This window comes from Pseudoduganella aquatica (assembly GCF_020865585.1).
Lineage (GTDB): Bacteria > Pseudomonadota > Gammaproteobacteria > Burkholderiales > Burkholderiaceae_D > Rugamonas > Rugamonas aquatica_A.
On the sequence record NZ_CP086370.1, the window covers coordinates 3,278,874 to 3,298,230 of the forward strand.

14 protein-coding genes are annotated in these 19,357 nt (G+C 68.1%); all 14 read right to left on the reverse strand.

Features of this window, described 5'->3' with window-relative positions; all coding sequences use genetic code 11:
• Positions 1-8 precede the first annotated feature (8 nt).
• Positions 9-932: a diguanylate cyclase domain-containing protein gene (locus tag KT882_RS14690; RefSeq protein WP_228896404.1), complete on the reverse strand. Its 924-nt coding sequence runs from the start codon at positions 930-932 to the stop codon at positions 9-11.
• Complete coding sequence (locus KT882_RS14695; RefSeq protein ID WP_228896407.1) at positions 929-5,488, reverse strand: PAS domain-containing protein; 4,560 nt, start codon at positions 5,486-5,488, stop codon at positions 929-931. The genes KT882_RS14690 and KT882_RS14695 overlap by 4 nt, the downstream gene beginning before the upstream one ends.
• Positions 5,489-5,621: 133 nt before the next feature.
• Entirely contained in the window at positions 5,622-6,881 is a 1,260-nt protein-coding gene (locus tag KT882_RS14700) for an acyl-CoA dehydrogenase family protein (protein WP_161072261.1), read from the reverse strand.
• A 12-nt stretch (positions 6,882-6,893) separates the two neighbouring features.
• Positions 6,894-7,973, reverse strand: a complete 1,080-nt coding sequence (locus KT882_RS14705; protein WP_228896409.1) for a phosphotransferase — start codon at positions 7,971-7,973, stop codon at positions 6,894-6,896.
• Between the two features lie 207 nt (positions 7,974-8,180).
• Positions 8,181-8,765 carry a prepilin-type N-terminal cleavage/methylation domain-containing protein gene (locus tag KT882_RS14710; RefSeq protein WP_161072259.1) on the reverse strand — a complete coding sequence of 195 codons (585 nt, stop codon included), beginning with the start codon at positions 8,763-8,765 and terminating at the stop codon, positions 8,181-8,183.
• Positions 8,766-8,790: 25 nt separating this feature from the next.
• The gene (locus tag KT882_RS14715) at positions 8,791-9,489 is read right to left on the reverse strand and encodes a type II secretion system protein (protein ID WP_161072258.1); all 699 of its coding nucleotides are present in this window, start codon (positions 9,487-9,489) and stop codon (positions 8,791-8,793) included.
• Between the two features lie 15 nt (positions 9,490-9,504).
• On the reverse strand, positions 9,505-10,239 hold the full coding sequence (locus KT882_RS14720) for a hypothetical protein (RefSeq protein WP_228896411.1): 735 nt from the start codon (positions 10,237-10,239) through the stop codon (positions 9,505-9,507).
• Entirely contained in the window at positions 10,226-10,726 is a 501-nt protein-coding gene (locus KT882_RS14725; protein ID WP_161072256.1) for a hypothetical protein, read from the reverse strand. Before KT882_RS14725 ends, KT882_RS14720 begins: the two co-directional genes overlap by 14 nt.
• A complete protein-coding gene (locus tag KT882_RS14730; RefSeq protein WP_161072255.1) occupies positions 10,723-11,394 on the reverse strand; it encodes a hypothetical protein in 672 nt (223 codons plus the stop codon). Before KT882_RS14730 ends, KT882_RS14725 begins: the two co-directional genes overlap by 4 nt.
• Positions 11,391-12,941, reverse strand: coding sequence for a hypothetical protein (locus KT882_RS14735; protein WP_161072254.1), 1,551 nt, complete (start codon positions 12,939-12,941; stop codon positions 11,391-11,393). The genes KT882_RS14730 and KT882_RS14735 overlap by 4 nt, the downstream gene beginning before the upstream one ends.
• Positions 12,942-12,952: 11 nt before the next feature.
• Positions 12,953-14,161: a type II secretion system F family protein gene (locus tag KT882_RS14740; protein ID WP_228896412.1), complete on the reverse strand. Its 1,209-nt coding sequence runs from the start codon at positions 14,159-14,161 to the stop codon at positions 12,953-12,955.
• On the reverse strand, positions 14,161-15,873 hold the full coding sequence (locus tag KT882_RS14745; RefSeq protein ID WP_228896414.1) for a GspE/PulE family protein: 1,713 nt from the start codon (positions 15,871-15,873) through the stop codon (positions 14,161-14,163). The genes KT882_RS14740 and KT882_RS14745 overlap by 1 nt, the downstream gene beginning before the upstream one ends.
• A gap of 3 nt (positions 15,874-15,876) precedes the next feature.
• On the reverse strand, positions 15,877-17,538 hold the full coding sequence (locus KT882_RS14750) for a tetratricopeptide repeat protein (protein ID WP_228896422.1): 1,662 nt from the start codon (positions 17,536-17,538) through the stop codon (positions 15,877-15,879).
• 8 nt (positions 17,539-17,546) lie between these two features.
• Positions 17,547-19,337, reverse strand: a complete 1,791-nt coding sequence (mshL, locus tag KT882_RS14755) for a pilus (MSHA type) biogenesis protein MshL (protein ID WP_228896423.1) — start codon at positions 19,335-19,337, stop codon at positions 17,547-17,549.
• Positions 19,338-19,357 lie beyond the last annotated feature (20 nt).

The following is a 19,357-nucleotide window of genomic DNA, read 5'->3' on the forward strand; positions in this document are numbered from 1 at the left end:
CGCCTGGCTTAGTCCGTGGCGGACATGCAATAACGGTTGCGGCCGGTTTCCTTGGCGCGGTAGAGGAGGGCGTCGGCGGTGCGTATCAGGGCGCTGGGGTCCGCGTTCTCGTCCGGCAGGGCGGTGGCGACGCCCATGCTGACGGTGACCAGCGGTCCCACCGACGAGGCCTTGTGCGGTATCTGCAGCAGCCGGATTTCGTCCAGGATGCGCTTGGCCACCACTTCGGCGCCGTCCGCGCCCACCTGCGGCAACAAAATGATGAATTCCTCGCCGCCGTAGCGCGCCAGCAGATCGGGCGGGCGCCCGGCGCAGCGCTTCATGGCCGCGCTCACCTGTTGCAGGCACAGGTCGCCGGCCTGGTGGCCGTAGGCGTCGTTGTAGTGCTTGAAGTGGTCGATGTCTATCATGACGACCGCCATTGCCACGCCGGAGCGCGCGCAGCGGCGCCATTCGTTGTCGATGGCTTCGTTGAAGCTGCGGCGGTTGGCCACGCCGGTCAGCGCGTCGGTCAGCGTCAGTTCGCGCATGGCGTCGGCCTGGCGTTTGACGGTCAGCTGGGTGCGCACCCGCGCGCGCACCACCGCCACGTTGAAGGGCTTGCTGATAAAGTCCACCGCGCCCGCTTCCAGCGCCCGCGTTTCGTCCTCGGGATGGGTGAGGGCGGTGACGAAGATCACCGGAATGTCGCGCACGGCGGCCGAGGCGCGCAGCGCGGCGCACACTTCGTAGCCGTCCATGCCGGGCATGACCGCGTCCAGCAGGATCAGGTCCGGCTGCTGGTTGTGCGCTATCTGCAGCGCTTTTTCACCGCTGAGCGCAAACAGCACGTCGTGCTCGTCTTGCAGCGCATGGTGGAGAATCTGAATATTCTCCATCGCGTCGTCGACGATCAGGATGCGTCCGTTCATCGCCAGGTCGCTCCAGCTCATGCAGTGTCCTTTCGCTTCAGCATATCTTGCACCAATTGTTCTGCGGCAGCGAAATCCAAGGTCTCCACGGCGTGGGCCAGGGCCAGCACGGCGTCGTGGCCGTGCGCCTTGAGTCCGGGCCGCAGTGACTGGAAGTGCGTCAACGCTTTCATATTGTTAGTCTGTAACAAGGATAACAGGTCTTCCAGTGCTTGCGGAAGCGCGGGGCCGTCCGGCGCCCCGGCTGGCCCGCTGGCCGCGTCTGATTCCGGCAACGGCAGCGGCAGGGTGCGCGCCGCCTCGGTCACCACGCTGATGGACTGGTCCAGCGCAGTCAGCAGGAAAGCCAGCTCGGTTTCGCGTGCCTCGTGCAGCGCCACCTCGGCCTGCGCGCTGAGGCGGGCGATGTCGCCCGCGCCCAGGTTGGCCGCCACGCCGCGCAGGCGGTGCAGCAGCTGGGCGGCGGCGTGGTGCTTCCTGTTGCCCAGCAGGGTGCGCACTTCGCCCACCGTGCCGCCCTGCGAATTCTCGAAGCGCTTGAGCAGGCCGACAAAAGCCGGGTAGTTGCCCGCCAGCCGCTTCAGCGCCGCCTCCAGGTCGATGCCGGGCAGGCTGAGCGGCCTGTCCTCGGCGCCCGGCTTGCGCCAGCTGTCGTCGGGCGCGGCCCGGCCGGGGCCGGGGCGCAGCGGCGCCAGGCGCAGCAAGGTGGCCAGCAGCTCGTCCACGTCAATCGGCTTGGGCACATGGGCGTTCACGCCGGCTTCGATGGCCAGCTGGCGGTCCTCGTCCAGCGCGTTGGCGGTCATGGCGATAATGGGCAGGTCGGCCAGGCCCATGGCGCGCAGCGCGGCGGTGGCCTCGTAGCCGTTCATGACCGGCATTTGCAGGTCCATCAGCACCGCGTCGTAGCGCTTGCGGTCCTCGGTCAGCAGCTCGACCGCCACGCGGCCGTTGCCGGCGATATCGACCCGGGCGCCGGCGTGCAGCAGGATGTACTGCGCCATCTCCTGGTTGATTTCATTGTCTTCCACCAGCAGCACGCGCATGCCGGCCAGGCGGCCGGACAACGGCGTGTGGGCCGGCAGCGCGGACGGCTGCACCGAGCCGGTGCGCACGGCGGTAATGGCCGACAGCAGGCGGGCCGGCGTGGTGGGCTTGGCCAGCACGGTGGCGATGTGGAGGCTATCGGCGATGGGGATCAACTCCTCGGTGTAATGGTCGGGCGCCATCATGATGGTGGGCGGCAGCAGCAGGGTATCGTCGGTATGCGCCTGGGTCAAGAGCGAGATGCCGTCCAGGTCGGGCAGGCCGGCGTCCAGCAGCAGCAAATCGAGCTGCGCCGGGGCGCCGGCGCGCGCCAGCTTGCGCAGCATGGCCAGGCCGGCCTGGCCGCTGTCGGCGCTCCACACGCGCCAGCCCAGCGCCTCGCACTGGCGCGCCAGCATGTCGCGCACGGTGGCGTTGTCGTCCACGATAAGCAGGCTCAGTCCCTCCAGCGTCGGCGCCAGCGTGCGCGGCGCCGGCAGGCCGTGCACGGCGCGCTCCAGCGTGCAGGCGAAGCGGAAGGTGGAGCCCTTGCCCAGTTCGCTGTGCACGCTGATGGCGCTGCCCATCAGGTCGGCCAGGCGGCGGCAGATCGCCAGGCCCAGCCCGGTGCCGCCGTATTGGCGGCTGGTGCTGTTGTCGCCCTGCGAGAAGGCCTCGAACAAATGGGCCTGCTGCGCCGGGCTGATGCCGATGCCGGTGTCGCGCACGGCGAATTCCAGCGTGGCCGAGGTGGCGGTGCACGAGAGCTGGCGCACGGCCAGCACCACTTCGCCCTGCTCGGTGAACTTGACGGCGTTGCTGCACAGGTTGAGCAGCACCTGCTGCAGGCGCATGGCGTCGCCCAGCAGCTCCAGCGGCACCTCGGGCGCTATGCAGAAGATGGGCTCCACGCCCTTGTTCCAGGCGGTCTGCCCGATCAGCACGCCGATGCTGGTGAGGATGTGGTCGAGATTGAAGGGGCTGTGATCGAGCTTGAGCTGGCCGGCCTCGATCTTGGAGAAGTCCAGCACGTCGTTCACCACCGCCAGCAGCGAGTGGGTGGCCAGCTGGATCTTGCCCACGTAGCTGCGCTCGCGGCGCGCCAGCGGCGCCTCCTCCAGCAGCCGCGCCAGGCCGATGATGGCGTTCATTGGCGTGCGGATCTCGTGGCTCATATTGGCAACGAAAGCGCTTTTCGCGCGGCTGGCCGCCTCGGCGCGGTCGCGCGCGCGCACCAGCTGCTCGTTCAGGTCGTGCAGGCGCAGCTCGGTGCGCTTGAGCTCCGTCACGTCCGACACCATGCTGAAGAAGCCGCGCGTGCTGCCGTCTTCGTTCAGGTCGGGAATATAGTTGACCCATACAAAGCGCGATTCGCCGTTGCGGTCCGGGCGGTCCTGGTAGAAGCTTTGCGGATGGCCGGCCAGCACCGCCTCGATGCGCTGGCGGTTGCGCCGGTACATATCGCCGCCCATGATCTCGGGTATGGTGGCGCCCAGCACGGTGTTGATGTCGCTGCCGGTGGTTTCGATAAAGGCGCGGTTGGCGAAGCGGCAGCGCAGCTGCTCGTCCCAGTAGGAGACCATGCCGGGCACGTGGTCGGTCACGGTGCGGATAAAGGCGTTGCTGCGCGCCAGGCTGAGCGAGGTGGCGCGCAGCACCTCGTCGGCGCGCTTGCGTTCGGTGATGTCGATGGACATGCCCAGCAAATGGGTGGGCACGCCGTCGTCGTCGCGCAAGGCTACCTTGCGGGTGTTGAGCACGTGCACGGTGCCGTCGGACGCGGTCAGCTCCTCCTCGGCGATTTCCACCACATCCTCGCTGGCCAGCACGGCGCGGTCGGCGGCGGCGAAGGCTTCGGCCTGCTCGCGGGGGAAGAAATCGAAATCGTTCTTGCCCAGCACCTGGGTGCGCGGACGGCCCAGCGTCAGTTCGCCCGAGCGGTTCAGCATTTCAAAGCGCAGGTCGGATGCGCTTTTCAGGAACAGCATGGCGGGCATGTATTCGACGGCCGACTTGAACAGCTGCTTGGACTGGCGCAGTTCGCGCTCGATGCGCTTCTGCGGCGAGATGTCGACCAGCAGCCCGGTAATGCCTATCATGCGGCCGGTGGCGTCGCGCACCGGGAAGTAGCCGGACAGCCAGTGGCAGGCCTGGTCCGGCCGGCCCGGCGCGCTGCCGCTCATTTCGATGCCGGAGATGGCTTCGCCGGTGGCGATCACCCTGCGGTAGTCGCGCTCCACGTCGTTCCTCACCTGCTGGTCGGGAATCACGTCGCCGAAATGCAGGCCGATGTGCTCGGCCACCGGCCTTCCGTTCACGGAGGCCAGGTAGTCGTTGATCATGACGATGCGCAGGTCCAGGTCCACATAGCTGAGGCCGACCGGCGCGCTGGCGTACACGTTCTCCAGCAGCGCCTTGGACGCCTCCAGTTCGGCGGTGCGTTCGGCCACCAGGGCCTCCAGCTCGTGCCGGTGGCGGTGCACGTCCACTTCCACCTGGGCCAGGGCCTGGGCCACTTCATCGGCTTCGCGGAAAGTCATCACAGGCAGCTGCATGGCTTCGCCGCTGGCCAGCGAGCGCGCGGGCCGGGTCAGGCCGACGATGGAGCGGCTGATCTGGCCGCCCATCAGCCAGGCCAGCACGATGCCCACCAGCAGCAGCATGGACACCGCGCCGGACACCAGCGGCACCGACGGCAGTTCGGCATTCAGTATGGCTTCCTGCTCCGGCATGCCCACGCCCACGGCCCAGGTCCGTCCCGGCAGCAGGCACAGGGCGGCGAAGACGGGGAAGCCGTCGCGCGAATCGGTGCGCAGCGCGGCCTCGCCGTTGGCCAGCAACAATGCGCGGTTGGTTTCCGACATGGGCGTGCCCACGTAACGCTCGCGGTTTTTGTTGCGGTCCACCACGATGCCGTCCGCGCCGATCAGCGCCATCAGCAGCTGGGGCGAGAGGTGCTGCACGGCGGCGGCCGCGTCCAGGCGCTGGGGCAGCAGCACGGCGGTCAGCGCGTAGACGGCTTTGCCGTTGCGCAGTACCGGCACGTCCACGGCCACTTCCGGCTGGTGGGGCTGGCCGGGCTGGGGGAGCACGGACAGTGCCGGCTTGCCTTGTTCGAATAGGGTGGCCAGGCGCTTGAGGTTGTCCTGCTGGGGGATGGCGGCGCCGGCCGGCCCTGCGTTCAGCAGTTGGCGTCCGCCCGCGTCGCTGAGCAGGATGCGGTGGACCGGCAAGCCGGGCCGCAGAAGGCGCCCGGCTTGCGCCGCGAAGGCGGCCTCGCCGGCGCCTTCCATGCTGTCGCCGATGTTGTCCAGTCCGGGCGCGCCGGCCAGCGCCAGGAGCGCGCCTTCGGCAGCGTCGATATCATGGCCGATGGCGCCGGCCAGGGTGCGCGCGGTAATGAGGGTGTCGTGCTGGATCTGCAGCTGCTGGCGGTGATAGAAGTGCTGGACCAGCACGCCCAGGCCGATGACGGAGGGCAGCGCGCAGGCCAGGACCAGCAGCGCGATCTGCAAGCGTATCGATGGCAGCCTGGCCGTAGTGTTTAGCACCGCATCGCCCCCGGAGTGCGTGGATAGCGCTCTGATGATAGCCGAGCGCCGCGCGGCGACCAAGAAAAATTGTCACGCCCGCCGGCCCCGATGCAACACTGCTGAAACAATGTCGCAGGGGCAGGGAGGGTGCTCAGCTGCGCGTGACGGGCAGGCCGAGGTCTTCCTTCAGCGGCAGGTGCTTGGCCAGCTCCAGCTTGGCGATGGCGTTGCGGTGCACCTCGTCCGGGCCGTCGGCCAGGCGCAGCGTGCGGTTGCCGGCCCACTGGTAGGCCAGCGGGAATTCGTCCGACACCCCGGCCGCGCCGTGCGCCTGGATGGCCCAGTCCAGCACCTGCTGGGCCACGTTGGGCGCCAGTACCTTGATCATGGCGATCTCGGCCTGCGCGCCCTTGTTGCCCACGGTGTCCATCATATAGGCCGCCTTGAGGGTCAGCAGGCGGGCCGTGTCGATCTGGATGCGCGCCTCGGCTATGCGTTCGCGCCACACGCCCTGTTCGGAAATGCGCTTGCCGAAGGCCACGCGGCTGTGCAGGCGCTGGCACATCAGCTCCAGCGCGCGCTCGGCCACGCCGATGGCGCGCATGCAGTGGTGGATGCGGCCCGGCCCCAGGCGGCCCTGGGCGATTTCAAAGCCGCGTCCTTCACCCAGCAGGATGTTGGCGGCCGGCACGCGCACGTTCTCGAACACCAGCTCGCAGTGGCCGTGCGGCGCGTCGTCGTAGCCGAACACCGGCAGCGGACGCACCACGGTCAGGCCGGGGGTATCGGCCGGCACCAGTATCATGGACTGCTGCTGGTGGCGGGCGGCGCTGAAATCGGTCTTGCCCATGGTGATGTAGATCTTGCAGCGCGGGTCGCCCGCGCCCGAAATCCACCACTTGCGGCCGTTGATCACGTACTCGTCGCCGTTGCGCTCGATACGGGTCTCGATATTGGTCGCGTCCGACGAGGCCACGGCCGGTTCGGTCATGGCGAAGGCCGAGCGGATCTCGCCGCGCAGCAGGGGCTCCAGCCATTGCTGCTTGTGCTGCTCGCTGGCGTAGCGTTCCAGCGTTTCCATATTGCCGGTGTCCGGCGCGGCGCAGTTGAACACCTCCGGCGCCCAGGGCACGCGGCCCATGATTTCGCACAGCGGCGCGTAGTCCAGATTGGACAGGCCTTCCGGCGCGCGCGTGGACTTGGGCAGGAACAGATTCCACAGGCCCTGTTCGCGCGCCAGCGGCTTGAGCTTCTCGATGATCTCGGTGGGTATCCAGCGGTTGCCCTTTTCGCGGCCGTTGCGCTCCACTTCCTGGTAGAACACCTTCTCGTTCGGGTAGATATGCTGGTCCATGAAGGCCAGCAGTTTGGCTTGCAGTTCTTTGCAGCGTGCCGAGTACTCGAATTCCATGCCCGTCTCCTGTTAGATTTGTTTGCCGGACGCGTAGGCCCAGGCCAGCTCCGCCATGGGGCGCGCCATCTTGCCCGATTCCAGCGCCTGCGCGCTGGCGGCGGTGCCGTCCACATAGCGTTTCATAATGCCTTGCATGATGCTCGCCAGGCGGAACATATTGAAGGCCAGGTAGAAGTTGAAGTCTTCCAGGCGTATGGTCTTGCCGGTGCGCTCGGCGTATTTGGCGATGTATTCCTGCTGCGAGGGGATGCCCAGCGCTTTCAGGTCCAGCCCGGCGATGCCGCGGAACTGGCCCGGCTCGATATTCCAGCCCATGGCGTGGTAGGAGAAGTCGGCGAAGGGGTGGCCCAGCGTGGACAGTTCCCAGTCCAGCACCGCCAGGATGCGCGGCTCGGTGGGGTGGAAAATCATATTGTCCAGGCGGTAGTCGCCGTGCACGATGGCGGTGTCGTCGCCGGGCGGGATGTTGTTGGGCAGCCAGGCGATAAGCTGGTCCATGGCTTCGATCTGCTCGGTCTGCGAAGCCACGTACTGCTTGCTCCAGCGCTCGATCTGGCGCTGGAAGTAGTTGCCGGGCTTGCCGTAGTCGCCCAGGCCGATGGCGGTGTAGTCTATGCTGTGCAGCTGGGCGATGACGCGGTTCTGCTCGTCGTAGATGGCGCTGCGTTCGGCCGGCGTCATGCCGGGCAGGGCCTGGTCCCACAGCACGCGGCCGTCGACGAACTCCATCACGTAGAAGGCGCGGCCGATCACGGATTCGTCGGTGCACAGGGTGTACTGGCGGGCGGCGGGGAAGCCGGCCTTGTTGAGCGCGTCCATCACGCGGTATTCGCGGTCGATGGCGTGGGCCGAGGCCAGCAGCTTGGCGGCCGGGGCCGGCTTGGTGCGAAGGACGTAGTGTTGACAATGCGGCTGGTCCCCCTTGCTCAGCTTGAAAGTGGGGTTGGACTGGCCGCCCTTGAACTGCACCACCGCCAGCTCGCCTTCCGGGTAGCCTTCGACGTGCTGGCGCAGATACGCGTCCAGCGCCGCCACGTCGAACTGGTGGCGTTCGGACACTGCTTTGGTGCCCATGAATTCCTCAAACATCGCGTCTCCTGCGTTGGGATAGTTTATTTATTCTATCGCATAAAAACGAACGCGCGTACTTTTTTGTGTTGGCGGGTTACGCGCTTCGCGCTAACCCGCCCTACGCGAGCCCAACGGCGCCAGGCCGGAACCGAATGCGTCGATGCGGAACCACGGCGCCGACGAGCGTAGGGCGGGTTAGGTGCAACGCACCGTAACCCGCCAAGATCAGAAGAAGATCGCCAGCCGGGTGATGATGGCGCCGGTGTTGGTGTAGGCGGTCACGCCGGGGGCGACGGCGGCGCGCACGGAACCGGTGTTGGGCTTGCCGTCGTCCAGCTTGGCGTCGATCTGTTCGGCCACGGTGTCGGGCAGGTTGTCGATGCGGATGCCGTTGCCGCCGCGCCCGCCCACCACGTCGTTGTACAGATAGACCGCGCCGCCCTGGGCGCTGGTCATGAAGTCCGAACTGCCGTTGTACGAGCCGGTGATAAAGCCGGCCAGCGCCAGGTGCTGCGGCGCGAGCTGGTATTCGGTGATCTGGCCGTCGCCATTGCCGTTGCCGGTGGCGCCGGGCACATGGGCGGTGGCCAGCGGATCGTCGCCGGGCAGGGCGCGGAATTTGTCCTGGTAGGCATTCACGGCCGAGGTGAGCGAGTTCACCTGCTGGATAATGTTTTTCACCTTGGCGCTGTCGATCAGACTTTGTCCTTTGAGTACGCCGCCCAGCAGCAGGCCGATGATGACCAGTACGATGGCGATTTCCACCAGGGTGAAGCCGCGCTGGGCGGCCGGTTTGCTTGATTTGCGCATGTGAGTTCCTTTCGCTGTGTTCAGATTAGGGCAGTACCTGCGCCGCCACCATGCGGTTGAACAGGATGTTGGGCGAGACCCAGGCCACCATGTCGTCGAACTCCCCGCCCGGCAGGGCGTGGTTGTCGCTGGCGCTGCGCGCCATGAAATTGATGTCGGCGTGGGCGTTGTTTTGTTCGTCTTCGTTGCTGCGCGAGCCGTTGCTGACAAGCAGTCCGGCGTCGCTGGTGGCGCCGTAGCCGTTCCTGCCGTGCGAGAGGATGACGGCGGGGATGTCGGCCGGCGCGGTGGCGGGCGCCAGGTTGCCCAGCCCGTCGCGGGTGTAGACGGTGATGTCGCGCGCGGTGACCAGCTTGAAGCGGATGGCGCTGTCGGCAAAGGCGGGCGTGACGCTGTAGCGGTACAAGTGGTTCCAGGCGTCCAGCCGGGGCAGGCCCAGCGTGGCCCAGGGCAGATAGCCGTCGCGCCGCTCGCCGGTGCAGCGGCCGCCGCTGCGGTCCTCCTGGCCGTCGCTGGCGGAAATGGCGGGGCAGGGCAGGTAGCCGTTGCGCAGCGCAAAGCCCACCAGCGCTTCGCGCGCCTCGTCCAGCGCGCGCTGGGTGTCGGCCGCCTTGCGCTGCTCGAGCTGCATGGTGAGCGGCGTGAGCAGGCCGCCCACCATGAGGCCGACGATCACCAGCACAATGGCGATTTCGACGAGGCTGAATCCGTGTTGCTTGTTCATGGCGGCGTGGCGTCTTCAGTTGGGCAGCGTGCGGGCGGCGCGCATGCGGGCGTACAGGGTTTGCAGGGACAGCCAGGCCAGCTGGTCGTCGAACTCGCCGCCGGGGGCGTCCGGCTTGCTGCTGGCGGCGCGGGTAATGAAGTGCGTGCTGGTGGTGGCGTTGACGGCTTCGTCGCCGCCGTCGGCGCCAGTGCTGGCGTTGGCCTGCTCCACGCCGTGCGCCGACACGCCGTAGTTGTGCTTGCCGTGCGAGAGCAGCACCAGCGCGGCGCAGCGCAGCTGGGCGGTGCAGGCGGGGCCGCCGGCCACGTAGTGCAGTTCGCCGTCCGCGCCGCGCTGCTGCACGGTGCGCGTGGCGGCGGCCGTTGCAGGCTGGTAGTCGTAGCTGGTGAAGGCGGGCGTGACGCTGTAGCGCAGCAGTTTGCCCCACGCGTCCTCGCCGGCCACGCCGAGCGCCACCCAGGGCAGGAAGCCGGTGCATTGTTCGTCGCTGGCGCAGGGCTGGGGCCGCTCGCGGCCGTCCGTGGCGGAGACGGCGGGGCGCGGCAGGCGGCCGTTGGCGGCGGCGAAGCCGGTGAGCGCGTCGGTGGCGTCGGCCAGCAGCATCTGCGTCCTTTGGACGCGCCGCTTGTCCACCGCGCCGCCGCTGAAGGCCGACATCAACAGCGACGCGCCCGCCAGCGCGAGCACGGCGAGCAGGATCAGGAGCACGGCTCCGCGCTGGCGGCGCATGGGCTTATTGGCCGGCATTGGTGATGGCGCCCGTGGCTTCGTCATAGCTTTGGCCCGCTTTCAGGGTGATGCGCTTGCCGGAAGGGAGATGCAGCAAGACCGAGCGGTCCGGCAGCACCTGGCTGCCGGGCTCGGCCAGCGGCACGTCGTTGAGCCAGACCGTGGCCCGGCCGCCCTTGCGCTGGACCACGCCGTTCAGTTGCAGCGGCGCGGGCGGCGTTGCGGCCGGCATGGCGGCGCCGTCGGCGCTGGCCTGGTTTTCCACGGCGTTGCCGTCGCGCTGGGCGTCCAGCTGCGCGCGCTGCTGGGGCGTGGAGAACAGGCGTCCCAGGTGGCGGACCTGGGCGGCCGGCGCCTGCGTTTGGGCCTGCGTCTCGGGCGGCATGGCCCAGAGCGGCGCTGCGGCGAACATGGACAGGAGCGCTGTTGCGACGTGCGCCCGGCCCGCCGCCGGGCAGGCCGCGATGGCCGCGCAGCTTGCGCGGATCGCTGCAAGGTGGCTCATTGCGGCCTCCATTGCTGGGCGATTTGCGGGGCCGGCGCGGGCGTCAGCGTGAGCCAGTTAAGGGTGCAGTCGGCCGTGAGCGTGGGCGCGAGCGGCGTCGGCAGGCCGGTGGCGGCGCGCTTGATGCTGCATTCCTGCGCGCTGTAGAAGCTGCGCTGGCGCAGGTCGTCCAGCAGCACGAAGAGGTCGCCTTCGTGCAGCAGGTCCATATGCAAATTCATGCGGCTGCCGTGCAGGCGGTAGCCGCCCAGCGGCGTGGCCGGATCCAGGCGCACCGGCTGTTGCGGCGCCAGCTCGTAGCTGATGGGCAGCAGCTTGCGCTGTTCCTGCACCTGGCGGATGGCGTCCACCCAGTCGAGCCGGTTCTCCTTGCCGATCAGCCCGCGCTCGCGCAGGGCCGCGTACTGCGGCTGGTACAGGCGGATTTCGCGCTTTTCGGTCTCTGCGTTGAACAGCCGGTCGCGTGCGCCGTTGCGCTTCTGCTGCGCCCAGGCCTGGTAGTCGCGCGCCTGGTGGAAGTACCAGCGGCTGGCGGTCACGGCCGCCGCCGCAAGCGCTGCCGTGAGCACGAAAGCGAGCACCTGCGCGCGGATCAGCGAAAACTCGCGCAGCCAGTAGGGCAGCGCCGCCGCGCGCGGGGAGAGGGCTTTGCGGGACGCGGCGTTCATGGCGCGAGGCTCAGGTTAAGGATGAACGGGGCCGGCTTGCCGCCGGCCGCGCCGGTACTGCCGCTCAGCTTGGCCGAGGAACTGACGTCCAGCACCGGCCGTTCTATGGCCACCGTCAGCCTGGGGTTGCGGGCCAGCTCCTGCGCAAAGGCGTTCATGCTGTCGACAATGGCGCGCGTGCTGCTGGCCACCAGCGGAATCTCGGCCTCGACGCGCAGCGACTGCGGCGGCTTGGAGGGAATGCCCAGCACGCTGGATGGAATGGCCGCTTCGGGGTCGGCCCCGTCCGCCGCCACGCGCCAGTCCAGGCGCACGATCTGCACCTGCGGCACTTTGTCCAGCGCGGCGCTGAGCATGCCCACCATATCGATGGGCGCGGGCGCCTGCGTGGCCAGCAGCCGCTCTATCGTCACCGCCGCCTTCATATTGGCGGTGGGCGCCAGCGACGGCGGCATGTCCGACATGCTGACCCGGTAGCTGGCGTCGTAGCCGGCCGCCTCCATCACCAGCCGGCTGCCTTCGTGCTGCGCGTCCGCATAGGCCCACAGATTGCCCCCGGTCCACAGCAGCGCGCACGCGGCCAGGGCCGCGCTGGAGGACATCAGCGTTTGCCGGATGCGCCACAGGCGGTAGTAGCGGCTGTCCTCGCCCAGCGGATACTGGCCGGCCGGCTGCGTCCTGGCCAGCAGCTCGAGGAACAGCGGATCGGCCAGCGGCGCGTCCGTGGACGGCTGGCCCAGGTTGCCCGCACCGCCGAGCCCGGCCAGTCCGGCTGCGATCGCCAGCGGAATAAAGTGGTAAGCCGTCTCCGGCCCGCTTTCGCACTGCGCGCTCCAGCGCTCCAGGTCCGGCTCCGGCGCCACCATGACGGCGTGCAGCTGCTCGCCGCGTTCGATCAGCCGCACGCTCACCAGGAATTGCTGCGTGCGCGCCGTCTCCGCGCCGGCGTTGACCAGCGCGCCTTCCCGGTCCGTGGCCAGCGTCAGGCGGCTGAATTTCAAGCGGCCATCGTGGAAATAGCTCTGGCGCACGCCCGCCGTCTGCTGCGTCACCAGCAGCAAATGCTCGTGTTCGCGTCCCAGGCCCAGCCGGGAGACCAGCTCCTCGCTCAGCAGCGGCACCGAATACAGGCCCGCCAGCGGCACCTTCAGCAGCGCCAGCGCATCCGTCCACGGCTGCAGCAGCAAGGGATTGGTGAGCGCCGAGCACAGCAGGATATCGTCGCGCCGGCCTTCCTCCGCGCGGCCCTGGGCCATGGCCTGGCGGTAGGGCGTTTCGCGGTACTGCTGCAGCAAGCGCCGTTCCAGCAGATTGCGGCCCGCCTTGCCGCCCACGTGCGGCAGCAGCATGCGCTGGAAGTCCTCCTCCACCAGGTCGGCCAGCAGCAGGGCGGGCGCGCCGGGATGCTTGTGCTCCAGGTAGCCGAGGAAGGCGTCCAGTCCCGCTCGGGTGGCGGCAAAGCTGGCCGGTCCGCTCAGCTTGCCGGACTGCCACAGCCAGGCGTCCAGCCTGTCGCTGCTCAGGTAAAAGAGGTGTTTGCGGCGCATGGTGGTGGTCCTCACAGCCGGATGCTGCTGATGGTGTCGTAGATCGGCCCCAGCACCGACAACATGATCCAGCCCAGCATCAGGCCCAGCGTCACCGTCATGGCCGGTTCTATCATGGCCTGCACGCGCTCTATCATCTCCTTCACTTCGCGGTCGTAGAAATAGCTGGCGTTGTGCAGCGCGCGGTCCAGCGCGCCGGTGGCTTCGCCCACTTTCAGCATGCGGATCACCAGCGGCGGGAAGATGCCGGTGTGCTGGAACGCCGCCGTGACGCTATAGCCTTCCGAAATGAGCTGCGCCGCGCGGCGCAGCCCGGACGCCACCACCCGGTTGCCCACGATGCCTTCGGACAGCCGCAAACACTCCAGTATCGTGATGCCGGACGCGTACATGAGCGCAAAGAAGGTGGCAAAGCGCGCCAGGATAATCTTGTGCAGCACCGGCCCCACCAGCCACACGCGCAGCTTGAAGGCGTCGAAAGCGAAGCGCGCCCGCTCGCTGCGGCCCAGCCAGACGCGCAGCGCCACCCAGGCCAGCACCGGCAGCAGCAGGATGGCGTACCAGTACTGGATAAATGCGCCGGACACGGCGATCAGCACGCGCGTGTGCAGCGGCAGCTCGTTGCCCATGTTGCGGATGAAGGCGGTCAGCTGCGGCACCAGGTAGATCATCAGGAAGAAGGTCACGCCCAGCACCACCAGGGCCACCACCAGCGGATAGGTGAGGATCTTGCGCATGCGCGCGGCCAGCTCGTCCTGCCATTTCAGGCTGTCCGACAGGTTGCCGAACACCTCCGCCACCTTGCCGCTCTGCTCGCCGGCGTGTATCAGGCTGGTGAAGGTGCGGTCGAAGGTTTCCGGGTGCGCGGCCAGCGCGTCCGACAGCTGCAGGCCGCCTTCTATGCTCTCGATCAGCGCGGTGAGCACCTCGCGGAAGCGCGGGTGCTGCTCCATGCTCTCGCGCAGGTCGTCCAGGCCTTCCAGGATGGGCACGCCCGCGCCCGTCATCTGCTCCATGTGGAAGCAGAAATTGATCAGGTCCGCGCGCGTAATCGAACGCCGGCCCAGCACCAGCAGCTTCTCGCGCGTGACCGTGTAGTCGATCAGGTCCAGCTCCATGCGGCCCAGGCGCAGCTCCAGGTCGGGCACGTTGGCCGCGTCCATATTGCCCGGCATAAGCTGGCCGGCGCTGTCCATGGCGGTGTAAAGATAGTGCGGCATCAGCTCAGCCTGTCCGTCAGATCGACCACGCGCGACACTTCCTCCAGCGTGGTCACGCCTTCCAGCACGCGGCGCATGCCGTCGTCCACCAGGGTCTTGAAGCCGGCCGCGTGCGCCGCCTTGCGCAGCTCGCGCGCCGAGGCGCGGCGCGCCACCAGTTCGTCCAGCTCGGCGTTCATCTTCAGCAGTTCCATGATGGCCAGCCGGCCCTTGTAGCCCTGGTGCGCGCAGCGCTCGCAGCCCACCGCGCGGTACAGCGTGGCGGGCGTGTCGCCCCGGCTGTCCTCTGGCAGGCCCAGCAGGCGGCGCTCCAGCGGGTCCGCCGTGTTCGGCGCGCGGCAGTGCGGGCACAGCCGGCGCACCAGGCGCTGCGCGATCACGCCGATGATATTGCCCGCCATAACGTCGGCCACGATGCCGATGTCCAGCAGCCGCGGGATGGAGCCGACGGCCGAGTTGGTGTGCAGCGTGGAATACACTTGGTGGCCGGTCATGGCGGCGGCGAAGGCCATTTCGGCGGTTTCCTTGTCGCGCACCTCGCCCACCAGGATCACGTCCGGGTCCTGCCGCATCATGGAGCGGATGCCATCGGCAAAGCCCATCTTGGCCGATTCGTTGACCGAGGTCTGGCGTATCATGTTCATCGGGTATTCCACCGGGTCTTCCAGCGTCATGATGTTCACGCTCTCGGTGTTGATGTGGTTCAGGATGGAATACAGGGTGGTGGTCTTGCCGCTGCCGGTGGGGCCGGTCACCAGGATCACGCCGTCCGGACGGGCGATCATCAGCTTGAGCAGGGTCAGCTCGGGCTCGTCCAGGCCCAGGCCGTCCAGCGGCACGATGCCTTTTTGCCGGTCCAGCACGCGCAGCACAATGTTCTCGCCGTGCGTGGTGGGCTGGGCCGAGGCGCGGAAGTCGATCTGGCGGCCGGAGAACTTGATGGCGATGCGGCCGTCCTGCGGCGCGCGCGTTTCCGCGATGTTCATCTTGCTGATCACCTTGAGCCGCACCGCCATGGCCGGCCAGTAGGATTTGTGCAGGCTGCGGATCTGGCGCAGGATGCCGTCGATGCGGTAGCGGATGCGCAGGAAGCTCTGCTCCGGCTCGAAGTGGATATCCGAGGCGCCGTTCTGCACCGCGTCCGCCAGCAGGGCGTCGATCAGGCGCACCATGGGCTGGCTGTACTCGTCGCTCAGCGTGCCCAGGCTGGCGTAGTTCACTTCGCCCGTTTCAATCTCGTGCAGGATGCCGTCGATGGACAGCTCGAAGCCGTAGTACTGGTCGATGGCGCGCTGGATGTCGGACTCGTTGGCCAGCATGGGCGTGATGGTGATGCCCTGCACCAGCATGGCGTTGATCTGGTCCAGCGCCACGATGTTGCTGGTGTCGGACATGGCCAGCACCAGGTTGTCCGTGTCGCGCTGGTAGACGATGGGGAACACGCGGTAGCGCTTGGCCACTTCCTTGGGAATCAGCTTGAGGGCGACGGCGTCCACCACCAGGCTGTTCAGGTCGGCGCTGGGGGTGTGCAGGTTTTCGCTCAGCGCCTCGCGCATGATGGCTTCGGTGACGAAGCCCAGCGCGATCATCATCTTGCCGAGCGGCTCGCCGCTGCGCTTCTGCTCGATCAGGGCGATGCGCAGCTGGTCTTCGCTGATGACGCCTTTCTGGATCAACAGCTTGCCGAGCGGGATTTTCGGAGACTCGCCCATCGCTTAGTCCGGCGCCCCGAGCTGGCGCATGCGGGCGCGCACGGCCTCGGCGTCAAAGCCCGCTGGGGCGGACTGGGACAGGGCCAGCGCGCGCTGGTAGTAGGTCAGGGCCAGCCGGGGCTGGTTCAAGCGGTCCAGGCCGATGGCCAGGTTGACCGCGTAATCCGGGTTGTCCGGGCTGGCCGTGTAGGCGCGGAAATAGGCCTGCTGGGCGTCGGTCCAGCGCGCCTGCCGCGCGTACAGATTGCCCAAGGCGAACTGGATGGGCGCGGCGTCCGGCGTTTTGCGCAGCAGGGCCTTGAGGCGCTGCTCGGACTGGCCGGCGTCGCCGGGGCGCAGGCTGAGCAGGCCGGCGAGGGCGTCCGCGTCGCTGGGGTCGAGCTCCAGCAGGCGGGTGTAGCTGGCCGAAGCCTGCGCGGCGTCGTTGCGGCGCAGCGCCACGGCGGCGTTGCCGAGCAGGGCGTCGCGGTTGTTGGGTTCCTGGCGCAGGGCGGCGGCGTAGTGCTCGGCGGCGGCAGGCAGGTCGCCCGCCAGCAGTGCCTGGTAGCCGCTTTGCAGCGCCGGGCTGAGGCGCGGGGCATTGCTATGGCGGCTCACTTTGATGTCGCCGCTGGACCAGGCCGTGTCCGACGGGCGTGCGCCGGACGATACCGTGCCGTTTGCGCCCAGGCCGCCCGCGCCGGATGCGCTTCCGGCCGATCCGGCCGGTGGCGTGCCGTGCGCCGACGCCGCGAATGGCGGTGGCGAGCCACCTTGCTGGCCAGCCTGCATCTGCATGGCTTGCTCAATTTCCTCCGGCGTCGCCATGACCGTATTGGATGCTGGAGGCGCGCCGCGCGGCGAGCCCAGCATGGAGCCCGGGCCGGAAGACCCGCGCGGGTAGGGCGTGGCCAGCGTGATGCCGGATGATGGCGCCTGGGGCTGCGCCGCACCGGATGGCGCCGGATGGTCGCCTGCGCCGGCGGCGCCGGCCTGCGCTCCCGGCAGATCAGCGCCGACCGGCCCGCCCAGCGTGCTCCCGGCCGGAACGACAATGGTGCCGGTTTTCGCGCCCGCTGCATCCGGCGGCGGCATGGGCACCATGGGCAGGCTTGCGCCTGGCCCGGGCGACGTGGTGGCGCGCCAGAACAGATAGCCGAACAAAGCCACGACCAGCAGCAAAATACCGCCCAGCACCGCAATCCGCATGCGGGCCGGATCCCAGCCCAGCTTCTCATCCGCCGCCGCGCGCGCCGCCGCCCGCATCCGGGCTGCCGCGCCCGCGCCCGCGCTAGTGCCAGCTTCAACGCGCGGGCCAGGGGCGGACCGTGGCCAGGAGCGGGCGCTGCTGTCCGGTCCGGCCCCGCTTTCCGTTTTATGCCTGGCTTCCGCTGCAGGCGCACCGGCATGCTCGCCGCCGACGCGAGCCTGGGGCGGCGTCGGATCATGGGGCGCCTCCTCGGCTGGCGTCAATGCAGGAATCTGCTCATCCTCCTGCTCCGGCAGCAGCGGCTCATCGAGGGGCTCCAGCGAAAACTCGGTCGGCCTGGGCTGAAAGCGGTCCTGCGCCAGGTCCTGCGGCGTCAGCGCCAGCACCTCGTCAAACGCCTCGGACGGCTTGTCCGCCGTCTCCTCGTCCAGCAAGGTATGTTGTTTGGAGCGCTCCGCCTTTTTGAGCGCCTGCATCAGCAAGCTCATAGCCCACCTGCCTGGCCCGGCATCAGGTAGCGGTAGTCCTTATAGTCGCCGCTCATGCTGGCGTCCTTCACCACCACCGGCCGCATGAAGATCACCAGCTCCGTCTTGGTCGCGCTCTCGTTGCGGTAGGCGAACAGATTGCCCACCACCGGCAGCGTGCTCAGGAAAGGCACGCCATCTTTGGCGTTGTCCACCGAATCCTGCATCAGTCCGCCCATCACCGCCACTTGGCCGTTGCTGATCTTCATAATGGACTCCAGCTCGCGCGCCTGGATCACCGGCACCTGGCTGCGCACATTTCCCGCCGCCAGAGCCGGATTCGGATCCTGCACATAGCCGACGATGCGGGTGATGGTCGGCCGCACGTTAAGGGTCACCTCGTCGCTGTCGGCAATTTGCGGGGTCACGCTCATCACAAAACCCACCGGCACGGTCTGCAGGGTGGATTCATACGTGGCGGGAGCGGTCACCGTGCCGGTGGAGTTCAGCACGGCGGGCGTGACCTTGATGGTGAAGAACACATTGTTATCCACCACCTTCAGCATGGCGGTCTGGTTGTTCAGCACGCTGATTTTCGGGCTGGACAGCACCTTCACCTTGCCGAAGGACTCCAGCAGCTGGATGGTCGCGCTCAGGTTGCCCGGATTGAGGTAGTTCAGCACAAACATGCCGGGACTCACGCCCGGCTGCACGCCGCTTGGCAGGGGCTGCGTGCCCACCTGGCCCTGGATCAGGTTCAGGCGCCCGTTCAGGCCGTTCCAATTGATGCCCTGCTGGTACTGGTCGCCCAGCTTCACTTCGATAATGGTGGCCTCGATCAGCACCTGCCGCCTGGCGCTGTTCACCACCAGGTCCAGGAACTCCTGGATCTTCTCGTGCTGGCGCGCGGTCGCCCGCACCCCGATCAGGCCGCTCTCGGCATTGACCACGATGGACGGATCGCTGCGGGCGCGCCCGCGCGGCGAGTAGGGCGAGGCGTTGTCGGTGAAAGGCTGCGGCGCCGCGCCCATGGGGGCAATGGCGCCCTGGCCGGCGGCGCCCGGCGCACTTTGCGCGGCCTGGGCCGCGGCCTGCGCCGCCATCTGCGCCAGCGGATCCTGCTGCGCATCCCCCAGGGTCGAGGCGCGCAGCATGTCGCGGATGTTCTTTTCCAGGCTGTACCAGAAATTATTGTCCGAGCGGTTGGACACCGACGTGGTGGAGTTGTTGTTGCCGCTGCCGAGGCTGGAGCTGGCGCCGCCGCCGCCCTGCGTAGCCGCGCCGACCGGATTGCTGCTTTGGCCTTGTCCGCCGCCGGTGGTGGAAATCTGGGTGGCGATATTCACGCTGCTGTTCGTGCTGCGCGCCACGTTGACGTAATCGACCTTGTAGTTGCGCCACTCGGGCGAGTCCGGCAGCACCACCAGGTTGCTGCCCTCGATCTCGTAGCGCATATCCACCTGGCGCGCAATGCGGCCGAGCAGCTGCGGCAAGGTCTGGTCCAGCGCATTGAGGGTGACTGTGCCTTCAATGCCGGGATGAATATCCACGTTCATGCCCGCATCGCGCCCCAGCGCAAACAGCAGCGACTGCACCGGCACCTTGTGCACGGTGACGCTATAGGTCTCCACCTTGGCGGAAGGCTTGGGCGGCGGCGGCAGCGTGCTCTGGCGCACGGGATCCGGAATGGCGCCGGCCACGCGCGGCGTGTCGGCCAGATGCGCAGGCGAGAGCGCCAGTTGCGGCGTGGCGCAACCGGCCAGCAGGAAGCAGGCAACCGGGATGAGCGGAGCGACGAGTTGTTTCATGTGCAGAACGCCCCAGGCAA

Bases quoted from the DNA above. Each gene is read 5' to 3' on its own strand.
- KT882_RS14690 (WP_228896404.1), bottom strand. From the start codon at position 932: ATGAGCTGGAGCGACCTGGCGATGAACGGACGCATCCTGATCGTCGAC.
- KT882_RS14700 (WP_161072261.1), bottom strand. From the start codon at position 6,881: ATGGAATTCGAGTACTCGGCACGCTGCAAAGAACTGCAAGCCAAACTG.
- KT882_RS14705 (WP_228896409.1), bottom strand. From the start codon at position 7,973: ATGTTTGAGGAATTCATGGGCACCAAAGCAGTGTCCGAACGCCACCAG.
- KT882_RS14710 (WP_161072259.1), bottom strand. From the start codon at position 8,765: ATGCGCAAATCAAGCAAACCGGCCGCCCAGCGCGGCTTCACCCTGGTG.
- KT882_RS14715 (WP_161072258.1), bottom strand. From the start codon at position 9,489: ATGAACAAGCAACACGGATTCAGCCTCGTCGAAATCGCCATTGTGCTG.
- KT882_RS14720 (WP_228896411.1), bottom strand. From the start codon at position 10,239: ATGCCGGCCAATAAGCCCATGCGCCGCCAGCGCGGAGCCGTGCTCCTG.
- KT882_RS14725 (WP_161072256.1), bottom strand. From the start codon at position 10,726: ATGAGCCACCTTGCAGCGATCCGCGCAAGCTGCGCGGCCATCGCGGCC.
- KT882_RS14730 (WP_161072255.1), bottom strand. From the start codon at position 11,394: ATGAACGCCGCGTCCCGCAAAGCCCTCTCCCCGCGCGCGGCGGCGCTG.
- KT882_RS14735 (WP_161072254.1), bottom strand. From the start codon at position 12,941: ATGCGCCGCAAACACCTCTTTTACCTGAGCAGCGACAGGCTGGACGCC.
- KT882_RS14740 (WP_228896412.1), bottom strand. From the start codon at position 14,161: ATGCCGCACTATCTTTACACCGCCATGGACAGCGCCGGCCAGCTTATG.
- KT882_RS14745 (WP_228896414.1), bottom strand. From the start codon at position 15,873: ATGGGCGAGTCTCCGAAAATCCCGCTCGGCAAGCTGTTGATCCAGAAA.
- KT882_RS14750 (WP_228896422.1), bottom strand. From the start codon at position 17,538: ATGCAGGCGCTCAAAAAGGCGGAGCGCTCCAAACAACATACCTTGCTG.
- mshL (WP_228896423.1), bottom strand. From the start codon at position 19,337: ATGAAACAACTCGTCGCTCCGCTCATCCCGGTTGCCTGCTTCCTGCTG.